This window comes from Amycolatopsis sp. NPDC004625, from assembly GCF_040609695.1.
GTDB lineage: Bacteria > Actinomycetota > Actinomycetes > Mycobacteriales > Pseudonocardiaceae > Amycolatopsis.
On the sequence record NZ_JBEXKX010000004.1, the window covers coordinates 173,649 to 195,703 of the forward strand.

Consider the following 22,055-nt stretch of genomic DNA (forward strand, 5'->3'; position numbering starts at 1 on the left):
TCACTTCTCCTTCTGCGGGAACGAGTAGCCAAGGCGTCCGTTCGTCACGTCGCCCTTCGCATTGCGCGCGCGGTAGCGCAGGCCGATTCCGTTGATGCCGTCCGGCACCTGCCAGGCAACGCGCTGCCGGTCGGCCAGCCGGCCCGCGGTCGGCGTCCCGCCGATCAGCCCCACCAGGTTCAGGCCGCCGCCGACGGTGGCGATCTCGTACTCGACTTCGCCCCACGCGGCGAAGATCGTGAACCAGCCGTCGGCGACGACGGCCGAATTCGACTTGCTCTCGAACGGCAACGCGACGTACTGCCAGTCCGCGGAGTACGGCAGGGACAGGGGAATTGCGCTCATCTCGACCTCTTTCGGTGGTGTCGGGTTGACGGGTGCGCCGGCCGCCAGATGGCCGGCGACAGCGGCGACGCGCGCGTATGGCGCGTTGATCTCGAAATGCATCTCGTCGACGCGGCCGGAGTAGTCGCCGCCCCAGCGCACGACGTTGTCGACCTCGGCGAGAATGCGGTGGATCTCGGCGCGCTGGGCTGCGGAGAAGGTGTTGCGGACGCCCATCGGGTGCCGGGTGGCGTTGAAGTCGACCGCGGTCGCCGACGCGTGGTTCGAGGTGCTCGTGCTGCCTCGGATCGGACGGTTGGCGTAGCCCCAGTCGTCGAACTCGCCGCGGCTTGAGCGAAGGTCGATGTCCTCGACGCGCTTGTCGAACTGGCCCGCGACGTACATCAGGACATCGCCGGCGGGTCCGTCGGCGACGGTGAGCCGAACCGAGCTGCCCGGGATCGTGCGTGCTCGGCGGGCCGGATCGACCGGCCAACCGTTCTGTGAAACGGCCATCATTCACCCCGTTTTCTTCTGTGAGTTGGGTTTTGTGGCGTCGGTGCCGTCGGCGACGGCGTTCTCGACGCGGTCAATCGCGTCACGCAGGCTCGCGCCGGAGTTGGGCCGCAGCTCGTGCTCGACCCGCTCGACGCGCTCGACCAGGCCGCGCACGTCGTCGCGGGTGGCCGCGCCGTCGGTTTCGATGGCGGCAATGCGTTCGATCACGCCGGGCCGGGCCGGTGCGCCGTTACGTTCCGGTTCGCCGAACCAGTCGTCGGCGAAGTGGCCGAGGCGACGTAGGCCGCGTGCGGCGTTGCGGAGAACCGTCCACACGCGACGGATGACGAGGTATCCGGCAACGGCGACGCCCGCCGTCCCGGCGATGTCGAGCACGCCGAGATCGGCGAGGTTCACGGGTTTCCTTGCTATTTCCGGGCACGACGAAACCGCCGTGCGTCGACGGCGGTCGTGCGGATGAGGGCTACATGCAGTAGCAGGCGAGGACTTGACAGGCGATGGCGCCGGAGCCGGACGCGGAGGCCGTGAGGGTGATGGGCACCCAGTCGCGACCGACGAATTCGGCCACGCTGAAACGGCCTTTCCTGCTTACCTCGAGGTTGCTCGCGTCCCACGAGCCGACCTCGGTCTTGTCGAGCCGGAGTCGGTAGGTGACGTTGGGATTGTTGACCGACGCGCCCCAGACACCCTCGATGGTGACCCACGGGTGCGAAACGGACGCACGGCCTTCCCACAGAGTCGTCTCGCCGCTGAGCTGCCGGGTGTCGATGTCCATATAGGCGAAGGTCTCGCCGAGCGCGGGATCATCGCTGTAGGTGTGCGTGGTGAATTTCGGATAGAGGACGAGCGGAAGCCACGGGCGTGCGAGGCCGACGCCTACCTCGGCGTTGTCGGACACGATGATGCGGCCGGTGGAGTCGGTCATCGCCCAGAAGTCGCGCCCGAACTGCGCCGAGCCGGCGGTGTACATGAGCGTTGCGCCGCCTTCGCGGCGAAGCACGAACCGCTGTTTGCCCTCGGCGTCCGGGCCGACATACAGGATTTCGACGCCGTCGGAGTCGGTCACCTTGATGTAGCTGTCGTCGACGAGGGTCAAGCCGCCGCGGGCGATGACGGCCGAGGACAGGCCGACTTTCTTGCGGACGGTGGCGAGTTCGCGCTCAAGGGCGATGACGCGGTCGATGATGTTGGAAGGCTGGTTGACCTGCATTACGCGGCATCCTCGATCAGGGGACTCATGGTGATGGTGACGGTTTCGATGGATTCGCCGGGCGCGTACTGCGCGTCGACGATCCGCATTGCGGTGTCCAGTCCGCGGCGCATGAATTCGTCTCGGATGACGACGCGGACGTCGTCGCCGGTGTCCCACTCCCCGACGTAGGGGGCGGTGTCGCCGCGGACGGTGAGCGTCGGAAGCACGACGGGCAGCCGGGCGACGAGCTGGTCGGCGTCGGCGTGGCCTTGCAGGGTTTCCGGGTCGCTCACGCTCGAGTAGCCCTGTTCGGACTCGAGCAACGGCCAGTGCGCCGGGTACTTCGCGGTGTCCTCGGCGACGGCGATCGGGGTTCCCTCGGCTACGCCGTCGCCGGCGGCGAACGTGCGCGTGGCCATCCGCGTAGCGTCGGAGGGCCACACGTAGGTGAGGATGTTGCCGCCGGTCTCCCACACGTGGACGGTGCCGGTCTGGCCGAGCCGCGGAGTGCCCACGCGCATGATCCGACGAACGCGGCCGCCGGCGCCCGGGGCGACGCCGAACATGATGTCGGGGCCGTCGATGACGCTCGAGAGCTGGCGCAGTGCCTCGCCGGTGTCGGCCAACGCGTGCCCGGGGTATTCGCGGTCGCGGTAGATGAACGATTGCGAAGTGTCGACCTCGACCCCGATGTCGCCGCCGGCGTGCGACTGCGCGAGCTGGACCAGGCGCCGCGCGATGTCGTTTTGCTCCGTGTCGTTGAACCGGGTGGTGAGGGTGGCGACCCGGTCGACGGCGACGGTGTCGGGCAGCAGCGGCAACACCTTGCGGTGGTCGAAGTAGCTCCACCAGTCCGCGCCTTGGATGTCGACGGCGCCGGTGCTGCTGTCGTACTTGCGGGTCCAGATGAGCCCGCCCCACATCGGCCGGTCGTTCCGCAGGACGTACAGCGCGCGCCGGGCCGGCATGGTCAACTCGTACGGATCACGCCGGCGGGTCGCTGGGTGCCGGGACAGGTTCCACGTGCCCGAGAACTTGCCGGCGTCGTTCAACGGCTTGTTGTACTTGACCCCGGACAGCGGCAGTTCGTCGAGCACGCGGCCGCTGCGCAGGTCGGCGACAAGGTAGGTGTACGTGGGCAGCGCCATCACGGCCCCCGCCACACCGCGGTAAACCCGCTGATCAGGTCGCCGGCCGATTCCTTGGTGACCGCGCTCGCCGCGCCCGAGTAGCCGTAGCACCGGAACGTGGCGCCCTTGTCGAGCCACCTCGAGGTAGAGGCCGAGACGTTGTTGCCGCCGCCGGCGGTGCTGTCCTTCGCCCACAGGTTCCCCGCGGACGAGCCGCCGATCATGGCGTACTTGTCGACGTTGCCGATCCCGTAACGCAGGTTCAGCGACAGGTCCCACCAGCCGGGCTCGCCGATGGTGAACACCCCGCCGGCGAGGCTGATGCCGACCGGGGGGCGGTTGACCTGGGGGAAGGTGAGCAGGGCTGGTGAGTTTGAGGTCGGCTGGTTGGTGGTGATCGTCCAGTCGCCGCCCGGGGTCGCCCCGCTGAGCAGGGCGGCGTACAGCCACTTCTCGCCGTTCCAGCGGTAGAGCCCGCCGGTACCGGCGAGCACGACGAGCTGACCCGGGTACGGATCGGTGATGTCGGCCAGGGCGAGCGCGGTCACCTGTCCACGCACGCGCCACGCGCCGCCGTCGTAGACCTCTGTCCATCCCTTGTCGATGCGGTAGACGGACTGTCCGGGGTAGGCGGCGAGCGCGTTGCGTTCGGCGACGCTGCCGACGGGCAGCAGCCCGCCGAGGGCGACCGTCCACCCGGGCGGTAGCTGGTCGATCATGGCATCGGTGATCTTGTTCGCGCCGGCTGTCACCCGGACGCGGCCGAGGGTGAACCAGTCGCGCGAGCCGTCGACAACGGGGTCGCTCGGCGTCGCCGACGCGGCACCGCGCACGAGCCGAACCTCGAATTTCGTCGCCGTATCGAGGTAGAACTCGTCGGACTGCTGGGCGATCACCAGGTCGTAGCGGTCGTTCGCCGGGTCGGCCGGCACGGCGAGCACGTCGAGGGCCTTCGGGCTGTCCAGCGACACCAGGTACGAGCCGATGCCGCGGGAAGCGCGGATGCTGCCCTGGAACGGCTCGACCACGACCGAGCCGCTTGCCGTGCCGGCGGCGTGTACCCGGCCCGGGGTCGCCGGCCCCGGTCGAATGCCGTCGCGAGCAGTAATGGCGCTCGGCCCGGGAACGAGCAGCGCGGACACCGCGACTCTGGCGTCTTCGGTGGTGACGAGCGGGTGAGCGTCGGACCCGACGGCCCACGAAGTGCGCTCGGGCATGAGGAAACCTCCATCTCACATGTCGGTGTTGTGCACGGTCACCGACAGGCGCGAGTCGGAACTCGGTGCGGCAGAAGCAAAAACGGCCTGTATTTCACGACCGGGCGGGAAGCTGAACCATCCGCGGGTGAACAGGCGATCGGACGCCGAGACGTTGCTGCCAAAGAACAACACGGTTCGGGCGAGCGTGTCGACCTCGACGACTTGGCCAGCCGGGATGATCCAGTCCGGATCGAATTCGAGCGCCTGCCCGGTGTCGCGCCGGGTGATCGAGGGTCCGCGGACCGGGCCGGCGATACGCCAGACCGGCCACGCTTCGGCCGTGCCGGTGTTCGCCCACGTGATGACCCCGCCGCGGGCCGAGGCGCCGAACGGCATCGGAAACCGCACCGGGAAGCCGAGCCCGCCGGCATCGACCGCGCCGAGCATCGTCGAGGCCGTGTAGCCGGGCAGCTCGAGCAGCCGCGGATCGGTCGCCACCCACTGGACAGCACCCGCGACGTAGCCGGTGTCGTACGCGAGCCCGGTCGGCACCGAGCGGCGTGTGCACCGGGCGAGGGCCTGCCAGGTTCGGCCGGCGAGCCGGATCACGAGCGGTTCCTCGTCGGGGTTCTCGGCCGGCGTCGTGACCGCGCGCAGCAGCTCGACAGCGGCCGCGTACTGCTCGCGCGTGGCGCGCCGCGCCGAGATCACGAACGAGTAGGTGATCGTGCGCGATTGGGCGAGCAACTGCCCGGGGAACGCGCCGTGTTGTCCGGGCTGGTCGATGTCGCCGCCGCGCATCTGCGGCAGGTCGAGCCATCCCTCGAGGGCGCGCCACCCGTACGCCGTGCCGGCGCCGAGCAGGGTGCCGCGCCACTCGAGTTGTCCATCGCGGGTGATCAGGTCTCCAGCAGCCACTACCCACCCCCGCGGCTCAACCAGTCCAGCTCGCCGGCGATGTCGGCCGGCGACTGCGCCGGCGTCGCGTGGAACTGGTCAATGTGCACGGTGGGCCGGCTCGCGGTTGCCGCGTAGGCGCCGGTCGCGCCACCGGTGCCGGCGTTCGACGCGCCGGCGAACGCGAGCGCGGGCGTGGTCAGGCCGGCCGCCATCGTGTCCGACACACGCGTCGCGAGATCGGACGCCGAGCGCAGCGCGACGCCGGCCGCCTTGTCGATACCGCCGGCCAGACCAGGCGGAATCCACCGGCCGATTCCGGCGAACACGGTCGACGGCGAGTTGATGCCGAGAATGTCCTTCGCCCAGCCGGGCAGGAGGCCGCCGAAGAAACCGAGCACCTTGTTTTTGAGCCAGCCTGCCGCATTCTGAATCCCGTTCCACAAACCGGTGAGCAAATCGCGTCCGGCGTTTAGTAGCAGCGAGCCGAAATTGCCGAGCCCGTCGAGCACACGGCCCGGCAAGCCACGTAGCCAGTTGACCAGCTCGGCCGCCTTGCCTATCGCGGCCCTCGCCAGATCACCGAACCAAGCGGTCACTTTCCCCGGCAGAGAGCCGAGCCATCCGACCGCGTCAAGGACCCAGTTCACCGCCGTGCGGACGCCGGCCACGATGGTGTCCCAGTGCTTGATGATCAGGCCGGGAAGTGACCAGTTCAGGAACAGATTGACGATGAAGTCGACCGCGCCGGAAATGAAATTTCCGATCCAGTCGAGCGCGGCGCCAATCGCGTTCTTGATCGTGTCCCAATTTGAAATGATCAGCACCGCGAGAAGGGCGACGGCAGTTGCGATCAGAATAAACGGGTTGGTCATCATCGCGACGCGCAAGGCGTTAAAAATCGTCGTCGCCGCGCGAAACGCGGTCGAGAGACCGCCGACAAGCGTTGTAAGCGGACCGGCCGCGGCGGCGACGGTGGCAAACCCAATTGCCAGGGGGCCGAGCCACGTCATGTTGTCGGACAGGAAACCGGCGAGCATCGCCAGAAGCGGGCCGGCGACCTGGAGCGCCACCGCGAGAACGGTGCCGATCTGGCTCGCGAGCGTGGCCAGACCGGGAGCCAGGGCAACGACGGCGGGCTCGAGCGACGTCACGGCCGAGGCCAGTCCGCCGGCCAAGCTCTGCGCGACCGCGGCGACCACCGGGGCCAGGGCGGCGAGCACGCTGCCCAACGGGGCGACGGCAGGTGCCAGGGAGGCGAGCGCGGCGCCGAGCTGCGGGCCGAGAGTGGCTATCGCCGGTCCGACGTCGGAGACCAGAACGCGGCCGATCTCGGCGAACACCGGGGCCAGGCCGCGGCCGGCGGCGGCGATGCCACCGAAGATCTGCTGTAGCAAGGTGGCGCCCTGCGCGGAGTTGAGGAAGTCGCGCACCGCGCCGGTGGCCTGCAACAACACGTCGAGCGTCGACGTGCCGTTTGCCGACATCGCCGAGAAGACGGCCGAGATGATGCCGCCGACGTTGCCGGCGAGCTGTCCGAGCTGTTGTAGTGCGTTGAGCCCGTTGCGCATCCACGCCTCGAGCTGCCCGGACTCGCGGGCCGTGGCGACGAACGCGGCGAAACGCTCGGCGGCTGAGCCGGCCCCGGTGGTGAGGTCGGCGAACACAGTCGAGCCGACGGCCGCGACGTCGCGGAAGACCTGTGCGAGTGGCTGCGTGACCTCGGCCAGGTTCGACACCGCGGTCGAGCTGTTGTCGAAGATCGTCGCGACGTCGCGCCCGGTCTGCGCTTCGCGCAGGAACGCGGCCAGGCCGGCTGCGCCGACGCCGAAGCTCGAGGCGACGTCGGTCATTCCGCGCTTGAGGATCGGCAGGTACTGCGCGCCGAGTTGGCGCACCACCGAGCCCATCTCGGAGAAAAACTCTTGCTGTACCGAGCGTTTGACCGCGTCCCACGCCGGTGCCAGTGCGCGCACGGCGTTCGCCGTGTCGCGTGCCGCGGGGGCGAGTTTCGCGGTGGCCTCGGCGAACTTCTCGGGGTCGTCGATGTTCTTCAAGGCGTCGCCGAACCCGGACAACCCGACCTTGAGCGAGGCCAGTGCGGCGCCGCCGGCGACTGCGGCACCGGGCAGGATCAGCAGCGCGCCGGAGGCTGTGACGATGCCGCCGCCGAGCGCGCCGAGCGCGCCGCCGGCGAGGTTGGCGGCACCGGCGAGTGCGCCGACCTTGAGCGCGCTCGCACCGGCCGACATGGCCATGTCGCGCGCGGACTTGCCCGCGCGCATGAGCGCGTTGTCGTAGACGTCGGTGTCTTTCGCCGCGGCGGCGAACCGGGCTCGGGCCTGCGCGAGCTTGCCGGCGACGCCCTTGTCGTCGATCCGGAGGTAACCGACAAGCTCGCCGATGGTGAGCGCCACGGGGACCACCCCCGCCCGCTGCTCGATCAGGGGCGGGGGCGGTCAGCCTCCGGGTACAGCGCGCGACGGAGTCGGCTCGCGTCGGTGGAGAACAGGCCGGCGATGCGGATGCGCAGCCAGCGCCACGAGCGGGCGCGCAGCAGGCCGGGGGCCTCGAGGTCGAGGCCGTAGACCTCGTGCAGGTCTAGCTCGACGAGCGACCAGCGCGCGAAGATGTCCGACCAGCGCGGGCCGTCGCCGGTGCCGCCTTCCGCGTCCGGGTCGTACCACTCCCGGATGCCTGTTGCGGGGTCGATCGGGCCGCCGCGCGACGGCTCGCCCGATTCCCCGCCGAGGCTTCCGGGCGGCCGCCGGCATTCCAGTACGCCTCGGCGGCCTCGGCGCTCTGCGTGTGGTGCAGGAACGCCGTCATGCCGGCGACCTTGAACCGCGGCCAGGCGACGCCGTCGGCGAGCATCTCGTCGTAGGCCGTGCCGAGCGACTTGCGGTACATGTCGATCTCCTGCGCATCGGACAGCAGCTCGCCGCCCGGCTCCGGCACCGACAGTTCGCCGGCGTCGGGGTTGTCCTCGTGCGCCTTGACGGCGGCCGCTACGCCGAACATCCAGTCGTGAAGCCGCTGCAAGCGCAGACCGGTCTCGGCGTCGACCGGCGGCACTGCGTAGACCTTGCCGCCGATGGGCAGCTCGAGCCCGCCGTCGAGCAGCTCGTCGAGATCCCGATACGCCATCACTTACCCCCGCTCGTCGTCGCGGCCGCCGCGGCGCCCCCGGCCGGCGGCGCGGTCACCGGGTTGGCGATCTCGAGCGGCTCGCCCTGGCCCAGCAACGTGAAGTTGAACGGCTCGAGGTCGGTCGTTTCGCCGCCCTTGGTGAACTCGGATACCTGCGCGTAGCCCTCCGATGCGTCCGGCGAGCCGTCGCGGCGGAACCACCGCACATGCACGTCGGCCGAGAACCCGACCTTGCGCGCGGCCTTGCGGATGAACTCCTGGCCGGGATCGGGGGTGTAGTTGCTCGCACTGGTGTCCCGCTTGCGCTTGCCCTCGGCCTCGACCTTCCATTTCCGTTGCGTGATGACGTCGGCGCCCCATCCGGGCGCGTCGTTGGTCGAGTCGTCCTCGGTGTTGTCGTCGGTGCTCTCCGAGAAGTTCGACAGTCCGCGCACCGGCGTCCACTGCGGGGCGGTGGCGCCGCTCGCGGCGGTGTCGACCTCGAGTGCCCAGTCACTCGCGAGCATGGAACGTAAAGCCATATCGCTTCCTTTTCCTAGGCTTGGTGGCCAATTCGGCGGTATCGGTTCCGAGTTCGGTGCGGATTGACTCTTCTACATTGGTGCGACAGCTGATGAGCTTGCCGATAGCTTCGTCGCTGTAGTGGACCTGTACCTTTTCTCCGTTGATGAACCGTGTCCGTTTTGCGGCTACACCTTCGGCGGCGGCGTAGTAGTGATCAACGGCCATTCGGACAGGGCTCGACGCTAGAATCTGCGCTCTTTGGCGAAGCAAGCGGAAGCCGTCGCGACTTGAGGCCATCTTGCCCCATCCCTCGATCGCGCCAGCTTGGTTGCCTTCCTCGAATGCTTGAGTAATTTTGCGAACGTATTCAGCGTGCTTCTCGACAGCGTCGACGATTTCCAAATACAAGGTAAGTCGCTTCTCGGACCAGTGGAGCGTTCTTTCGTGGTCCAAGTGGCGCAAATCGCGTTCGCGCTCACTTTTCCGATTGAGCCAAGTGCCTAGGAAAGCGATAACTGCGCCGACTAATGCGCCGCCTGCGCCGACCGCGCCGACGATCACGGGGTACCACGGACTTGTCGTTTGCATGACCGCACGGTAGACGCCGAGTGCGGAGTCACGAGCGGAATCGCGTGGGGTAGTGCGCCCGAATCTGGTAGGTGTCGGTGTGCACGTAGCGGCCGTTCTGGTCTGTGCCGCTGGGGTTCGAGGTCTCGCGGGTGACCAGGTGGACGCCGAGTCCGAGCTGCTGCTCGCCGGCGCCGGCGAGCGCGTCGAACGCGGCGTCGACCAGGTCGAAGAGGTCGCGGGGGTCTTGGCCGGCCGAGCGGAACCGGATGCGCAGGCCGTACTCGGCGTCGGCGTCGGTGTCGTGGGTGAGCGGGTAGAGCAGCAAGGCGACCACCCGCGGCGGGTCGGCCGGCAAGCCGCCGAACACGATGCCGGTCTCGGTGGCCGTGTAGCCGGCGTCGGCCCGGTAGATCCCGACGCCGGTCGCGGCCAGGTGGCGGGCGATGAGGTCGCCCAGCTCGACGACGAACCTCATGAGCGGGTCGCCTTCCGGATCTGTGCGGCGATGATCTGCCGGGCGACGTCGACTTCGTCGTCGAGTGCGGTCTCGAGGTACTTCGCCTGGCCGTCTTCGTGGTGCCAGGTCTCCTCTTCGTGCTGAGGTACGGCGTACTCGGTGTCGAACGAGACGGCGCCGGTGAGCCCGTCGGTGGTCGCCGTACCGGTGTTCCGGAGTGCGCCGGTGTCTTTCGGGGCGCGGTTCACGGCGACGCCGCGGACGTGCTCGGCGGCGAGCTTGACGCCCTTCTCGGCGCCGCGGGTGAAGTCCTCGAGGACGTGATCGCCCTTCCAGTGAAACTCGGTCTTGAGCCGCACGGGTGAACCTCCTCGCCATTGTCGCCGGTCAAGTGCCGGTGTAATAATCCGAACTTATGTTCGATGATGGTCGGGGCACGGCGCCGGGTTCGCGGTACTTCCGCGGGCTGCGCCCGCATCGGCCCGTGTGGGTGGACTTGGGCAAGGTCTATCGACTCGGGCCGCCTCGAGCGGTCATCCCGGACGGTCTCGATCTACAGGCGATCGTGCCCGGCGAGCTGGCGATGTGGCACGCGACGACCACCGGTCATTGGGTGGGCTGGGTGCGGTTCAAGATCCATGACGGCCACGGCGGCGCGCCGGCCGGGCAGTGGGTTCCGGGCGATGCCATCGAGCCGCGGCGCGAAGGCACCACTAGGTGAGGGTGACCTCGAGGTGGGCGGGCGCGCTGGGGTGGTCGAACGTGCTCGAGGTGATCACGGTGGCCGTGCGCTCGGCCGGCGTGCCGGGCCACACGGTGACCTCAGAGCCGGCCGGTATCGCCGTGCCGGGTTGGGTGATCACCGTCGTTTCGCTGATGGTCTCGGCACCGTCGGTCGCGCGAACCCTGCGCCGGCGGTCCTCGACGTACGCACGGCGGACGGTGAACGGCCGGCCGAAGACCGGCCCGTACGCGCCACTGCCGGTGTAGGGCTTAACGGTCACGGTGTGCGGGAGCAGGAACGCAGGCATGGTCAGCGCCACCAGGCGACCTCCTGCTCGACCGGGCCATCGCCGAGCAGGCCGGCCACGGTGAGTATCTGCATGGCCTCGGGCGAAAGCCGGGCAGCCTGCGCGCCGCCGGGCGTGCCGGCGGCCGCCGTGGTCGCCCGGGTGAGGTTCACGGACCCGATGCCGGCGGAGGTGAACCGGGCGGACGCGCCGGAGTCGTCGCCGGTGTCTCCCCACCACGCGACGGTGGCGCACGTGGCGTCGCGTACCGCGGCCCGCATGTCCGGGTCGGCCGGGTAGCCGGCCGGGTCGGTGAGGTAGACCGCGGTGACGAGCAGCCAGTCGACGAGCTGTGACGCGCGGGCAAGCTGCCGGGTGATGCCATCGGGTGGGGTGGTGATATCGAGCCAGTTCGCGTAGTCCTCGGCGGTCGCGTACGCGCGTGCCACGGCGACCCCCTCTCGTTGATGGAAGCCGCGGCCGGCGCCCGGTCGGGGGGCGCGTGCGCCGGCCACGGCGGCTACTTCGTCGGCGTGCGGCGGCTGGTGCGCTTCGTCTCTTCCGGCTCGGCCGGCGCGTTCTCGAGCGGCGTCTCGTTGGCGGGCGCGGTGCCGCCCGGCGGGTCGTCGACGACCGACTCAACGGGCTCGACGTCGTCCTCGACCGGGGTCACGGTGTAGCCGTGCCGCTGGAAGTAGGCGACCGCGTTCTCGTCGTCGGTCTCGCCGCGGCCGGCGGTGAACCGGACGCCGGCGACAGTGCCCGCGTAGTCGGCGACGGGGGTTTCGATGATGTGTCGTGGCATCACTGCACCTTGATGTTGCGGAAGACGGCGGCGGACTTCGTTGCCTTGAGCGCGACGGCGACCGGGCCGAGCTCCACCTCGCCCTTCTTGACGGCGCCGGCGACGGTGAAGTCGGGCAGCCAGCTCTCGACGAGCTGCGTGCCGACGGTCGCGACGCCGTGGAAGCCGTCGAGCCCCACGCGGTAGGCGTACAAGTCGGTGAGCCCGGTCGCCGCGGTACCGCCGACGGTCCGGCCGAGAATCGGCACGATCGGGTTGTTCGTGCCGGCCTTCGCGCCGGCGTCGACGAGCAGCACGCCGCCGTAGGTCTCGCGGACCACTGGCCGGCCGTTGTCGCCGATCAGCCCGTCGACCGGGTCGCGGGTGTACATGCTCGCGCGGCGCGCTGCCGCCCGGACCCGGGCAAGCGACTTCGCGTTGCCGATGACCACCGACGGGGCGCCGTCGAGCAGCGAGAGGAACTCGTCGATGGCGTCGAGCGCCTTGTGCTCGGCGCGCGCGTTGGTGTCGAAGTCGGTCCAGTCGGTGACCTGGCCGGCGCGGAACTCCGTGGTGGAGCTGACGAGTGCCTTGTCGAGTCCGTCGAACCCGTTGGTGTCGACGGCGGTGTCGCCGTTGATCACCGCGTCCTGAAACCGGGTTTTCGCGGCCTTGATCTTCTGGGCCATGTTCAACGACACCGCGGCGGAGGCGGCCGGGCCGACCTTGGCGATCACCCGGTCGACCTCGTACGCACCGCCGAGCACGGCCAGGTTGACCGAGAATGGCGCGGTGGTGACGTTCTGCGGCGCGTACTCGGAGTTGAGCGCGCGGAAATCGGCGGTCGGCTGCGTGATCAACCGGCGGTACCCGTAGGTGAGGGTCGCGCCCCCGCCGGAGGGGTTGACGACGTCGTCGAAGATCAGCGAGTCGAGGATCGCCGATTCCTTGCGGAACTCGTCGATCACGGCCGGGTCGTAGTCGGTCTGTGCGTTGTTCTTGGCCTCGGCCAAGGTCACGGGCATGGAACTCTCCTATGGGGCTTAGCTGCCGTAGTGGCGGGAAATGGCGTCCGTGAGCGACTTCGCTGCGGGCTTCTCGCCGGACCCGCCGGCGTGCTGCCCGCTGCTGCGCGGCGGCACCTGGCCGGCGGCGCGCAACTTCGGGTTGTCAGTCACGGCCTTGGTGATCGCTGCGCCGACCTTGTCGGCGAAGTCGGCCGCGGTGGGGTCGAGCTGCTCGACCGCGGAGAGGAATGCGCGCGAGTCGACCAGCGCGGCCGGGTCCGCGCCGAGGGGGCCGGCGGACTTGAATACGGCCAGCTCGACCGCGGCGGCGCGGGAACGCTGCTGCTCAGCGGTAACCTGCTCGGCGAGCTTGGCCGGGTCCGCCTTGTCGTCGTCGCCGGCGACCAGGCCGAGGGCCTTGCCGATGTCCTGCGCGAGCTGCTGCCGCGCCTCGTCGGCCGCCTTCGTTTTCGCGTTCGTGCGGTCTGCGGCGTTCTCGGTGCGCAGGTCGCGCACCATCTTTGCCAGCGTTGCCGGGTCCAGCGCGGCGAGATCGTCCGGGGTCGGACCCTGCTCGGCCGGCGCCGGTGCGCTCGGCTGACCGGTGGCCGGCGGCTGTTCTCCGGTCGCGGGGGTGCCGGTGGCGCCCGGTTCGCCGGGAGTGCCGGCCGGTTCGCCGGTTCCGGCCGGGGTGATGGGTGCGGACACGGTTGCCTCCTGGGCGTCGTGGGGGTTGGACAACCTCGGCGCCTGGCCGAGAGACGAGTGTGTCCGCGTTGTTGACACTCGGGTCGTCAGGTCCCTAGAGTGTCAACAACGCGGACACGAGAGGGGAAAGCAATGGACGCACTTTTCGAGGTCGGGCCACTGCTCGAGGCCGAAGCGCTGCGCAAGCACATCGCCGACCAAATCCCTGGACAGGTCGACATCTGGGAAGCGTGCGCCGAGGTCGCCGCCGAGCGGGCGGCCGTCGAGCCAGCACCGTTCGCGTGGCCGGAACCCGTCGGCCCGCTTTCGTTCTACGCGCGCGACGAGCTGTTCGGCGGGGCGGTGCTCGCATGACGGACGAGCAGCAGCCAGCACCGGCCGTCGAGAAGTACCTCGGCGCGGCCTCACTGGCTAAGCGGCTCGGAGTGAGCCGCTCAGCCGTGAACAAGTGGCGCGAGCGGTATCCGCAGGGCTCGGCGCACCCGTTCCCGGCGCCGGACATCGACACTGACGGTGCGCCCGGATGGCATCCGCTACGCCTGCCGGAAATCGAAGCATGGCGCACAGGGATGCCAGGGAGTGGCAACCGACTTGACTCGGTCGAAGAGTTCGCTGCGAGGATCACCGAAGTGACCGACGATTTCGAGGCGGCGAAGACAGCCGAGCGGCTGGTGTTCATCGCCGAGCACCGGCGCCCCGGTGATCACTTTGCGTTCGGCTACCTCAAGACCAACCCGCGTTCATCGCGAGGGGTGCACGACGGATACGTCGCACAGCTCGTAGCCGCCGGTTGTGAAGTCGTCCGCGGCGAGCGCGTCGCCGGAGATGAGCTAACCGACGGATTTCTTGACCTCATAGACAACTTGAAGCCGGGCGATGTGTTCATGGTGCCCAGGGCGTATCAGCTCAGCCGCTCGCGCGATCTCGCGCTCAAGGCCGTGGCCTTGGTCGAGTCACGCGGTGCGCGAGTCGAATATCTGTATGGTGTTGGGCCGATCGGAACGGCCTAGGGGCGTAGGACGTAAGCCAGCTCATAGAAGCGAAGCAATGCGCCGCCCACAAGTAGAACTTGGTAGATAACCAAGAATGCAGCTACCGCAGAAAGCCACACAGAGGGAGTGGTCGCCGTGAAAATAACCCCGAGTGCCAAGAAGGCAGTTCCGGCGACTCCGACAAGTACGGTCCAGACAAGGTGAGCGCGCATCTTATCGAGAACCTGAAGACGCGGCCCGTCGGCGAGAGTGTCCGCGTTTGTTCTGGCGTCGATGCTTCGTTCCCAAAACCGGAGAGCCATGGTGAAGGTGAGGCCGGTTAGGATGGAAGTAGCCGTGAGCAGGCCGGACAGCACGGGAATCTTCACTTTGAAGACGAACACGAGCGCCGCGGGAATTGCAGCCGTTGCAACGAGGGCCAGCTCTGACCACGCAGGGTCAGAGTAAGTTCCGAACGGACTCTTGGCGATCTGAGTGAATTGGTCACGTACGAGAAGTCGCTGACCCATTCGGCTCATCCCAGACCACCTCCCATGGTTCGGCTGAAGCGTCGTTCCACTCGTGTGTGTCCCACTTACATTGTCCCGCAGATCGGTCCGTCAAGCCATACTGGCCGCTCAGCAGTTCGAGAATCTCGACACAGCCTGCCTTGAACTCATCGTCACTTGGACGGCTTGCCGTCGCTCCATCGTCCGTCTCGGACACGATCGGGAACGACATGCTCACTGCGCGTGATGAGTGAACGTTCACCAGTCGCTGAGTTCCGCCGGGCATCTTGACCGCCAAGGATGACTCCCAGCCTTCATCGAGCAGAGCCTTCACGGCGTCATCCTCCTGTACGCCAGGCTTGAGGACGGGCACGAGCACCCCGAGGAGGCTCTCGCGGGTCGGGCGATCCTCGGTTCCTTGTGGCAGGCTCTTTGAGGTCCAAAACTTGCGACGGCGTGGAGTGAGGCGCACTTCGACTTCGACGGATTCGTTCGACACCATGATCAGTTTGTCGCTGCCCTCGCCGGCGCGCGGCCGCTTGAATACAAGGGCCTTCACTGGTTGCTCTTCGACCGACTTGCGCAGCAGGTCTTCGGTCATCGCGGGCAAGTTGTTCAGCTTCAATCCGTCGAAGTACTTCTCGAAAGTTTTGCTGAGCAGGGTGTACGACATGGTCGTTGCACCGGCCAGGCCGACCCGCTCGGCGATCACGATAACGTGGTGACCGCCCGGCGGGCAGTAGTAGCAGTGGCGTACGGGAGTGAACTCGGTATCGACTTCGTCACGACTCATGCGGGTGCCGTCGGCCTTGCGGATCTCGCTCTTGATGCCGGATCGCCCGGGTTGGATCTCGACGAAGATCGCTTCCTTGCCCCGGTGCAGCTTCGAGATGATCAAGTGACGGTTCTGGTCGTCGGGGTCGCGAAACAGGATGCCTCGGGAAGCGGCGAAGATCTTCGCGAGCGCATCGAGAACGTGAAACCCGTTCCCATCGATATCCTTCGTCGGTCGGATATCGGTGGGGCTACCGTGCACGGCAACTGACATCAAGTAGGGCACCAGCTGGTAAGTAGTCATGACCCCTCGATCTAGAGCAATGGCCTAGTTCGAGGGTAGATCGCTCGAAACAAGCCTCGCTGTTACACACCGTGATGACATTGTGTCACGGGTTCACGAGGCCGATGTCGAGTCCCGCCCGCGCGCGTAGGCGGCTTGGCCGTCCTGGTAGCCCAGCCGCCACACGCGCGCGAGCACGAGCGGACTGCGCTCGGCGGTCTCTCGGCGAGCACGCTCGGCTGGCGTCCGTGGGCCGCGCCACTCTGGCTCGTGCGCCGGCGTGTACGGGTTCGGCGTCGGTGGCGCGAGCCCGTAGCCGGCCGCGTAGCCCTGATCACGGGCGGCGCGCACCTGCTCGGCGGTTATTGCAGCCACGACTCACCCCCGGTGCGGAACCGTTCGCCGTTGCCGCCGCCGAGCTGCTCGGCGACGAATTGGTCGAACGTGACCCTACCGTTTTCGTCCCACCACTGTTTCAGTTCGTCGGACGCCCACCGACGGGCGTAGTTCTCGTTCTGACGCCACAGGTTCCGCGGGTCCAGTCCGGAGCGCTGGCCTTCCGCAGTGAGGAGGACGCCGTTGGTGGCGGCCTCGGCGGCGAAGTAGTCGCGTTCGAGACGGTCGGCGAAGGCGGCGCGGGCGAGTTCGTCGAACCCGCGGCCGCGGTAGCCCTCGCGCCGAAGTCGGGCGATGGCGTCCTCGCGCCGCATCTTCTCGACGTCCTTATCGAACACCTCGGCGTACGCCTGTTCGTAGTCGAGGCCGGTCTCGACGAGCCGGTCGACCTCGACCCACTTCTCGGCGTCCGGATCGTCGGCGACCGCGTCGGCGTACTGCTGCTCGGCTTCGCGTCGATCCAGCTCGGCGAGCACCGCGGCGACCGCGTCCTCGTCGTCGCCGACGTCGGCGAGCCGGTCGCCGAGCTGCTCGTCGGACAGCTCCCGCAGATCCACCGGCGCGGCCGGCGGCGCGGCGCGCCGTTCGATCTCGTCGCGTACGGCCTGGTGCGTCCGGCTGACCTGACCGGGCTTGCCGAGCAGTTCGGCGCGCTCGGCGAACACCCGGTCAGCGACGGCGAGTTCGTCGTCGCTCAGCTCGGCCGGCGTTCGCTGCTGCGCGGCGAGCGCGTCGGCGATGGCGTTGTCGGCCGTGGTCTTCTCCGCGGCGAGCCGCTCGGCCTCACGTCGGCGGGCCTGTTCGGCGGCGATGGCGTCGAGCTGGTTCTGCTCGGCGCTGCCCTCGGCGACCTGGTCGGCGAGTTGGTTCCGCCGGCGCTCGGCGGCCCGGAGGTCGCCATGTCCAAGGTTGACTTGCTCGCGGTAGCGCTTCCGGTTGAGCCCGGTCCGCTTCACGTGCTCGCGGATCTCGGCTTGCGTCTCGCGCACCCGACGCTCGGCGGCCTGGCGCTCGTCGTCGGTGAGCGCGGCCGCGGCCTTGCGTTTGTTCCGGCGCACCTTGCGCTCGAGCGCGCGCAGGTCTTCGCGGTCCTGCTCCGCCTTGGCGTCGTGCTCGCGGATCTCGTCGAGCTTGGTCACCCCGGGCAGGTACGGCACGAACTGATGCCGACAGTTCGGGTGCATGAGCCCCTCGAGCCGCGCCTGCTCGACGGTGGCGGCGACGTCGACGGCGACCGTCTCGTCGGTGAGGGTCTGCTCGACCTGGCGCTCGCCGGCCGGGCCGGACAGCGCCAACACCCGCCCTTCCCAGCGGGTACAGAGCCGGCAGGCGTGCGCCGAGTGGGTGATCGTGACCAACTCGACGCCGGCGGAGGCCATCCGGGCGAGGTGCCCGTCGTTCCACGCGCGGCCGGTCGCGGTGCGCACGGCCATCTCGACGTAGCTCGCGAGGTTCCAATCGCGGCCGGCGCGGTCAACGAACCCGGTCACGCCTTGGGCTGCAAGCCGGTCCCACGCGGCGCGCTGCGCCGAGTGGATCGTGCCGGTACCGAGCAACTGGTCGGGGGCCGCGGCGGCGACCGCCGTTTGATAGGAGTCCTGCTGCCAGCGCAAGACGCGCAGCGGCAGCGCCTCGAGTCGGCTGGTGAGGTCTGCGGCGAGGATGGCGGCCGCCTGCATTCCGGGCACTACGCCGGCGAGCTGCTCGAGCTGCTCGGACGAGAGCGCGCCGAGTTCGGCGAGCTGCGCGAGCCCTTGCTCGGCGCCGGCCTGCCACGCGGCGAACACGGAATCGGCGGCCGCCTGGCCTGCCTGCCCGGTGACCTGCGTAGCGATCCGCTCGGCGGCGAGCCGAAGCTCGCGCGCCGCGGCGGCCTTCTGCGCGGCCCACTCGGGCACGTCCTGATCGGCGCGGACCCGGCGGGCGATGTCGCCGAGCAACCGCGCCTCGGCCTGCGTGTACAGGGCGAGGATGTCCGCGGCGAGCTGCTCGACGACGTCGGCCGGGTCAACTCCGGGCGGGGGTTCCCACGGCATCGGCGGCCCCCTCGACCTGGTTGTCGCCAGTGGCGGGCGCGTCGGGGAACTGGTCGAGCCCGCGGAACTTCGCCGGATCGGGCACGGTCCGGCCGGATTCGGCGAGGATGGCGACGACCTCGTCGTCGACCTGGTCGTCTTCCCAATCGGGGTGAACCATCCGCACCCGCACGTCGGTCGAGGCGGCCTCGGCCGCGGCGAGCGCCTGCACCGTGCGCGCGAGCGCTTCGGGGTCCGGTTGCGTCCGGTCGGGAAACTCGACCTTCGGCAGCTCGGACACGGTGGCGGTGCCGCCGAAGACCGCCCGGTCAACCTCGACCAGCGCGGCGGAGACGTGTGCGAGCCCCGACGCCCAGTACCGCGCCTTCTTGTCGCGGGTCCGGTTCGACAGCTTCTCGCGGGCGGTGACCTCGGTCGCGGTGATCGAGGCGTCGCCGTCGTCATCGCCGAGCGTCGCCAACGAGTAGCCGGCGGCGCGGAGCGCGGTCCGGGTGATGTCCTCGGCGGTCTCGCGGTGCTCGGCTACCCGGATCGCGAATTGGTGCGCGGAGACGGTGAGGGTGTCCGAGCCGCCGCGCGAGAGCGCGTTCAACTCGGTGTAGACCTCTCGGTCTTCGTCAAAGCTCGCGCCGCGGCCGGCGCCGTTGTCCTGCAAGTACCCGGTAGGCACGAGTAGCCGGGCCTTGGCGATCCGGACGTCGCGCATCCAACTCGTGTACGTCTCGTCGAGCGCGTCGAAGAGCCCTTCGACCCCGTCGAAGTCCGAGCGGCCCAGCGGAGCGAGTTGTGGGGTGCCGCGCCACACCCGGTTAGGGCGGACGTTGGGCACGTACGCGGCGGCAAGCCGGTCGGTGCCGGTGGCGATGCTGCCTTCGGCGTCGACCAGCGGCGCCGCCCACGCGGTCGCCGGGTCCTCGGTGAGCGGCACCGATCGCCCGAGTTCGGTGTCGGTCCCGACGTGCAACGCGTGCACGATCCGGCCTGATTCGTAGCGCTCGAGATGGCGCCACACGGCAGGCCCGTCGACGCGCACCCGCGTGTAGAAGGTGACCGCGGCCAGCTCACCCCAACGCCATTCGGGCACCGCGGCGTCGGCGTGGACGGCGTCGAGCATGGCGTGCTCGGCCACGTCGGCATCCCAGACCACGCGCAGGTAGGCGCCGCCGAGCGCCGAGGCAATCTCGGCCGCCTCGAGCAACCGCGAGTGCATCGCCGGCGAGTTGAGTACGAGGTCGAGCCGAGCCTGCGCCGCGGCGTCATCGACGACGATGCGGGGCGGTTCGGAGAACAGGAGGTCGGCCGACGCGGTCGCGACGTCCGCGGCGAGCGGCACATGCAACCGCTGTCGGGTCTGGCCCACCGGGACCGGGCGGCCCCAGAAGAACCGGGCGAGCCCGCCCACCAGGCCGCCGCGGTACGTCGACGGCCGAAGCCGAGGTGTAACAGCGTGCCGGCGTTCACCGGTGTAGATCTCGACGAGTCGCTCGGGGTCGCCGGTGTACCAGGCATCCCACTCGCGCATCCGCGCGTGCGCGTCGTCGAACGGTGGGGGAGGCCACGAAGACGGCATGACGCACCCCCTTTCACCAGCACAGGGAGAAACGTGGGATTCATCAAGAACGCCAAGGCGAACATGGTCGCCGAGGAAGCGGGCCGAGCGATCGCCGAAGGCCGGACCGTGTTCACGCCGCGGCTGAACACGCCGGCGACGCACCACACGATGTCCGGCTCAATTGCCGGGTGGGCCGAGATGATCGAGTCGATCGAGGCGCAGGGTTGGCAGATGGTCGACTGGTCCGTCGCGCAGGACAAGAACGGCAAGCCGGAGGCGTACCCGCTGTTCAGGCGGCGGCAGCCAGCGCCGGCCGCCAGAGCGACTCGGTAGTCGTCACGGCGTAGCGGCCGCCGTCGAGCGAGTGATCAGCGATCTTGATCGGCTTGTCCTCGCCGGCGGCGGTCGCTTTGTCGTCCCACGAGTAGCCGGGTACCTCGGCGATGAAGCCGCGGCACCGGTCGGCTACGCGCAACCGGTCCTCGGCGAGCAGGCTCGACACGGTCCGGATGCCGTAGGCGACGTCGTTGTCGGCGGCTTGGGTGAGCACGCCGTCGGACTGGAGTTGCACCCGGAACGAAGCGGCGGCCGGATCGACGACCACGAACTCGGGCCGGCCCTGCTGGCGCGGGTGGTGGTCGAGGTCGAGCCAGTCGCGCAGACCGGCGGCGAGCTGGGAGTCGGTGAGCCGGGTCCGCGCGTGCGCCGGGTCGTGGCGCCACTCGTCGACCAGGTAGAGCCGGTCGTCGGCGCCGAGGCCGAGCAGCAGCGCCGCGGTTGCGTTCGTGGTGCCGTAGTCGACGCCGGCGGCGAGCAGGCGCCGCAGGTCGGGCAGCTCGGCCCACGGCACGACGTGCCGGTCGGGGTCCCACATGTCGAACACGGCGCCCTCGGCGGCGACCCATTCGCCGAGGATGAACCGGCGGAACCACAAGCCGGTGTACTCGCGGCGGATGCTCGCGCGGTACTCGGCGGACAACGAGGGGTTGTCGTCGAGGGTGAACGCGAACGAACGCCAGTCGGGCAGCTCGGCGAGCCGGTCGAGGTAGTCGTGTTTCAGCCAGTGCGCGGGGTTGTCGGGGTTGGTGGTGCCGAACAACTGCGCGCCCGGAACCGACATCCGGCCTAGTAGCTGCTTGAAGAACTCCCGGGCCACGACGGTGACCTCGTCGACGTACGCGCCAGCGCAGGTGAGCCCGCGCAGGACCTTCTCGGCCTTGCTGTCGGAAGCGCCGAGCACGAACACTTGCCGACCGAGAATCCAGCCGGACGGCGCGCCCGCGGTGTAGCGGACGTGGTCGGCGACCGAGCCGAACAGGGTCGGGTCTTGCAGCGGCGCGAACACGTTGCGCGCGACCGAGTCGCGGGTGCGCCCGACGACGACGAGTTGCCCGCCGCGGGGCGCGTGTGCGACGTAGATCAACCAGCGCAACAAGCTCGCGATGGTCTTGCCCGATCGGATGGCGCCCGACCAGATGTTCACCCGCGCGCGAGACTCGCGCATCGACTCGACTTGGGCCGGCGAGAGCGGCAGGTCGAGCGTCGGCTCACCCATTCGCCGGCCCGGTCGCGATGCCGAGTGCGACGGCGAGCCCGCCGAGCATCGACCGAGCGCCCTCGGCGCCGGTGTCCGCGTCGACCTGCTCGAGCTTGGCCGCGACGCCGAGATGCGTCGACATCGCCGAGGCGAGCGCCTTCTCGTCCGGCGCCGGCACGTGGTCGAGCACCTTGGACTCAATGCCGTTGATCGTGGTCGCGGTGAACGTGTACCGGTCGGCCTCGAGGCGGCCGAGGATGCGCTCGGCACGGCCGTAGAGCCGGCCGACGATGTCGGTGCGGCGGGCGCGGTTGTCGACTTGGCGTGCGTGCGTCGCGGCGGCAGTGGCCGAGCGGTCGAAGGACAGGCCGAGCGCGCGGGCGATGCCGGTCACCGTGGACGGCGAGCGGTTGATCTCCCGGGCGATGTCGTTGCGGGTCTTGCCCTCGGCGTGCAGCTCGCGGACGCGTTCCCGGTCGGCGTCGGTGATCAGATTGCGCGGCAAGGTGGTCACCTCGCCCCCGGGCAGCAGACAGCCCCGGACCG

Annotated in this window: 27 protein-coding genes; 4 read left to right on the forward strand and 23 right to left on the reverse strand. The window is 69.2% G+C overall.

From position 1 onward, the window contains the following. The 12 genes from ABZW17_RS06325 to ABZW17_RS06380 form a co-directional block, all read right to left on the reverse strand. On the reverse strand, nucleotides 1-840 hold the full coding sequence (locus ABZW17_RS06325) for a M15 family metallopeptidase (protein ID WP_354810239.1): 840 nt from the start codon (nucleotides 838-840) through the stop codon (nucleotides 1-3). A gap of 3 nt (nucleotides 841-843) precedes the next feature. After that, the gene (locus ABZW17_RS06330) at nucleotides 844-1,239 is read right to left on the reverse strand and encodes a hypothetical protein (RefSeq protein WP_354810241.1); all 396 of its coding nucleotides are present in this window, start codon (nucleotides 1,237-1,239) and stop codon (nucleotides 844-846) included. 67 nt (nucleotides 1,240-1,306) lie between these two features. Continuing rightward, nucleotides 1,307-2,053 (reverse strand): hypothetical protein, encoded by a 747-nt coding sequence (locus ABZW17_RS06335; RefSeq protein ID WP_354810243.1) that lies wholly within the window; start codon nucleotides 2,051-2,053, stop codon nucleotides 1,307-1,309. Next, on the reverse strand, nucleotides 2,053-3,183 hold the full coding sequence (locus tag ABZW17_RS06340) for a hypothetical protein (RefSeq protein WP_354810245.1): 1,131 nt from the start codon (nucleotides 3,181-3,183) through the stop codon (nucleotides 2,053-2,055). Before ABZW17_RS06340 ends, ABZW17_RS06335 begins: the two co-directional genes overlap by 1 nt. Continuing rightward, a complete protein-coding gene (locus tag ABZW17_RS06345) occupies nucleotides 3,183-4,382 on the reverse strand; it encodes a hypothetical protein (protein WP_354810247.1) in 1,200 nt (399 codons plus the stop codon). Before ABZW17_RS06345 ends, ABZW17_RS06340 begins: the two co-directional genes overlap by 1 nt. Before the next feature lie 15 nt (nucleotides 4,383-4,397). Then, nucleotides 4,398-5,165 (reverse strand): hypothetical protein, encoded by a 768-nt coding sequence (locus ABZW17_RS06350; protein WP_354810249.1) that lies wholly within the window; start codon nucleotides 5,163-5,165, stop codon nucleotides 4,398-4,400. A gap of 116 nt (nucleotides 5,166-5,281) precedes the next feature. Next, entirely contained in the window at nucleotides 5,282-7,678 is a 2,397-nt protein-coding gene (locus ABZW17_RS06355; RefSeq protein ID WP_354810251.1) for a hypothetical protein, read from the reverse strand. A gap of 184 nt (nucleotides 7,679-7,862) precedes the next feature. Next, nucleotides 7,863-8,408, reverse strand: coding sequence for a hypothetical protein (locus tag ABZW17_RS06360; RefSeq protein ID WP_354810253.1), 546 nt, complete (start codon nucleotides 8,406-8,408; stop codon nucleotides 7,863-7,865). After that, entirely contained in the window at nucleotides 8,408-8,917 is a 510-nt protein-coding gene (locus ABZW17_RS06365) for a hypothetical protein (RefSeq protein ID WP_354810255.1), read from the reverse strand. Before ABZW17_RS06365 ends, ABZW17_RS06360 begins: the two co-directional genes overlap by 1 nt. Next, nucleotides 8,904-9,503, reverse strand: a complete 600-nt coding sequence (locus ABZW17_RS06370; protein WP_354810257.1) for a hypothetical protein — start codon at nucleotides 9,501-9,503, stop codon at nucleotides 8,904-8,906. The genes ABZW17_RS06365 and ABZW17_RS06370 overlap by 14 nt, the downstream gene beginning before the upstream one ends. Before the next feature lie 28 nt (nucleotides 9,504-9,531). Continuing rightward, nucleotides 9,532-9,960, reverse strand: coding sequence for a minor capsid protein (locus ABZW17_RS06375; RefSeq protein ID WP_354810259.1), 429 nt, complete (start codon nucleotides 9,958-9,960; stop codon nucleotides 9,532-9,534). After that, the gene (locus ABZW17_RS06380) at nucleotides 9,957-10,301 is read right to left on the reverse strand and encodes a hypothetical protein (RefSeq protein ID WP_354810261.1); all 345 of its coding nucleotides are present in this window, start codon (nucleotides 10,299-10,301) and stop codon (nucleotides 9,957-9,959) included. Before ABZW17_RS06380 ends, ABZW17_RS06375 begins: the two co-directional genes overlap by 4 nt. Before the next feature lie 56 nt (nucleotides 10,302-10,357). Here ABZW17_RS06380 and ABZW17_RS06385 point away from each other — a divergent pair, with 56 nt between their 5' ends. Beyond that, entirely contained in the window at nucleotides 10,358-10,663 is a 306-nt protein-coding gene (locus tag ABZW17_RS06385; RefSeq protein ID WP_354810263.1) for a hypothetical protein, read from the forward strand. On the opposite strand, the gene ABZW17_RS06390 is transcribed toward ABZW17_RS06385, so the two are convergent. The 5 genes from ABZW17_RS06390 to ABZW17_RS06410 all read right to left on the reverse strand — a co-directional run bounded on the left by ABZW17_RS06390 (nucleotide 10,656) and on the right by ABZW17_RS06410 (nucleotide 13,451). Next, on the reverse strand, nucleotides 10,656-10,985 hold the full coding sequence (locus ABZW17_RS06390; RefSeq protein ID WP_354810265.1) for a hypothetical protein: 330 nt from the start codon (nucleotides 10,983-10,985) through the stop codon (nucleotides 10,656-10,658). The genes ABZW17_RS06385 and ABZW17_RS06390 overlap by 8 nt on opposite strands. After that, nucleotides 10,976-11,401 (reverse strand): hypothetical protein, encoded by a 426-nt coding sequence (locus ABZW17_RS06395; protein ID WP_354810267.1) that lies wholly within the window; start codon nucleotides 11,399-11,401, stop codon nucleotides 10,976-10,978. The genes ABZW17_RS06390 and ABZW17_RS06395 overlap by 10 nt, the downstream gene beginning before the upstream one ends. Before the next feature lie 71 nt (nucleotides 11,402-11,472). Continuing rightward, nucleotides 11,473-11,757 (reverse strand): hypothetical protein, encoded by a 285-nt coding sequence (locus ABZW17_RS06400; RefSeq protein WP_354810269.1) that lies wholly within the window; start codon nucleotides 11,755-11,757, stop codon nucleotides 11,473-11,475. Further along, nucleotides 11,757-12,761, reverse strand: a complete 1,005-nt coding sequence (locus ABZW17_RS06405; RefSeq protein WP_354810271.1) for a major capsid protein — start codon at nucleotides 12,759-12,761, stop codon at nucleotides 11,757-11,759. The genes ABZW17_RS06400 and ABZW17_RS06405 overlap by 1 nt, the downstream gene beginning before the upstream one ends. Nucleotides 12,762-12,779: 18 nt before the next feature. Next, nucleotides 12,780-13,451 (reverse strand): hypothetical protein, encoded by a 672-nt coding sequence (locus tag ABZW17_RS06410; RefSeq protein WP_354810273.1) that lies wholly within the window; start codon nucleotides 13,449-13,451, stop codon nucleotides 12,780-12,782. Nucleotides 13,452-13,583: 132 nt separating this feature from the next. Here ABZW17_RS06410 and ABZW17_RS06415 point away from each other — a divergent pair, with 132 nt between their 5' ends. Both ABZW17_RS06415 and ABZW17_RS06420 read left to right on the forward strand, forming a co-directional pair. Then, the gene (locus tag ABZW17_RS06415) at nucleotides 13,584-13,805 is read left to right on the forward strand and encodes a hypothetical protein (RefSeq protein ID WP_354810275.1); all 222 of its coding nucleotides are present in this window, start codon (nucleotides 13,584-13,586) and stop codon (nucleotides 13,803-13,805) included. Further along, nucleotides 13,802-14,461, forward strand: a complete 660-nt coding sequence (locus ABZW17_RS06420; protein ID WP_354810277.1) for a hypothetical protein — start codon at nucleotides 13,802-13,804, stop codon at nucleotides 14,459-14,461. Before ABZW17_RS06415 ends, ABZW17_RS06420 begins: the two co-directional genes overlap by 4 nt. 465 nt (nucleotides 14,462-14,926) lie before the next feature. Here ABZW17_RS06420 and ABZW17_RS06425 read toward each other — a convergent pair whose 3' ends face one another. From ABZW17_RS06425 to ABZW17_RS06440, 4 genes are all read right to left on the reverse strand, one after another. Next, a complete protein-coding gene (locus ABZW17_RS06425; protein ID WP_354810279.1) occupies nucleotides 14,927-16,009 on the reverse strand; it encodes a hypothetical protein in 1,083 nt (360 codons plus the stop codon). Between the two features lie 93 nt (nucleotides 16,010-16,102). Further along, nucleotides 16,103-16,363, reverse strand: a complete 261-nt coding sequence (locus ABZW17_RS06430; RefSeq protein WP_354810281.1) for a hypothetical protein — start codon at nucleotides 16,361-16,363, stop codon at nucleotides 16,103-16,105. Then, entirely contained in the window at nucleotides 16,351-18,420 is a 2,070-nt protein-coding gene (locus tag ABZW17_RS06435) for a phage minor capsid protein (protein ID WP_354810283.1), read from the reverse strand. Before ABZW17_RS06435 ends, ABZW17_RS06430 begins: the two co-directional genes overlap by 13 nt. Beyond that, complete coding sequence (locus ABZW17_RS06440; protein WP_354810285.1) at nucleotides 18,392-19,990, reverse strand: phage portal protein; 1,599 nt, start codon at nucleotides 19,988-19,990, stop codon at nucleotides 18,392-18,394. Before ABZW17_RS06440 ends, ABZW17_RS06435 begins: the two co-directional genes overlap by 29 nt. Before the next feature lie 33 nt (nucleotides 19,991-20,023). Here ABZW17_RS06440 and ABZW17_RS06445 point away from each other — a divergent pair, with 33 nt between their 5' ends. Next, complete coding sequence (locus tag ABZW17_RS06445; RefSeq protein WP_354810287.1) at nucleotides 20,024-20,305, forward strand: hypothetical protein; 282 nt, start codon at nucleotides 20,024-20,026, stop codon at nucleotides 20,303-20,305. Here ABZW17_RS06445 and ABZW17_RS06450 read toward each other — a convergent pair. Both ABZW17_RS06450 and ABZW17_RS06455 read right to left on the reverse strand, forming a co-directional pair. Continuing rightward, a complete protein-coding gene (locus ABZW17_RS06450) occupies nucleotides 20,262-21,527 on the reverse strand; it encodes a PBSX family phage terminase large subunit (RefSeq protein ID WP_354810288.1) in 1,266 nt (421 codons plus the stop codon). The genes ABZW17_RS06445 and ABZW17_RS06450 overlap by 44 nt on opposite strands. Further along, entirely contained in the window at nucleotides 21,520-22,014 is a 495-nt protein-coding gene (locus tag ABZW17_RS06455) for a helix-turn-helix domain-containing protein (protein ID WP_354810289.1), read from the reverse strand. The genes ABZW17_RS06450 and ABZW17_RS06455 overlap by 8 nt, the downstream gene beginning before the upstream one ends. Between the last annotated feature and the right edge of the window lie 41 nt (nucleotides 22,015-22,055).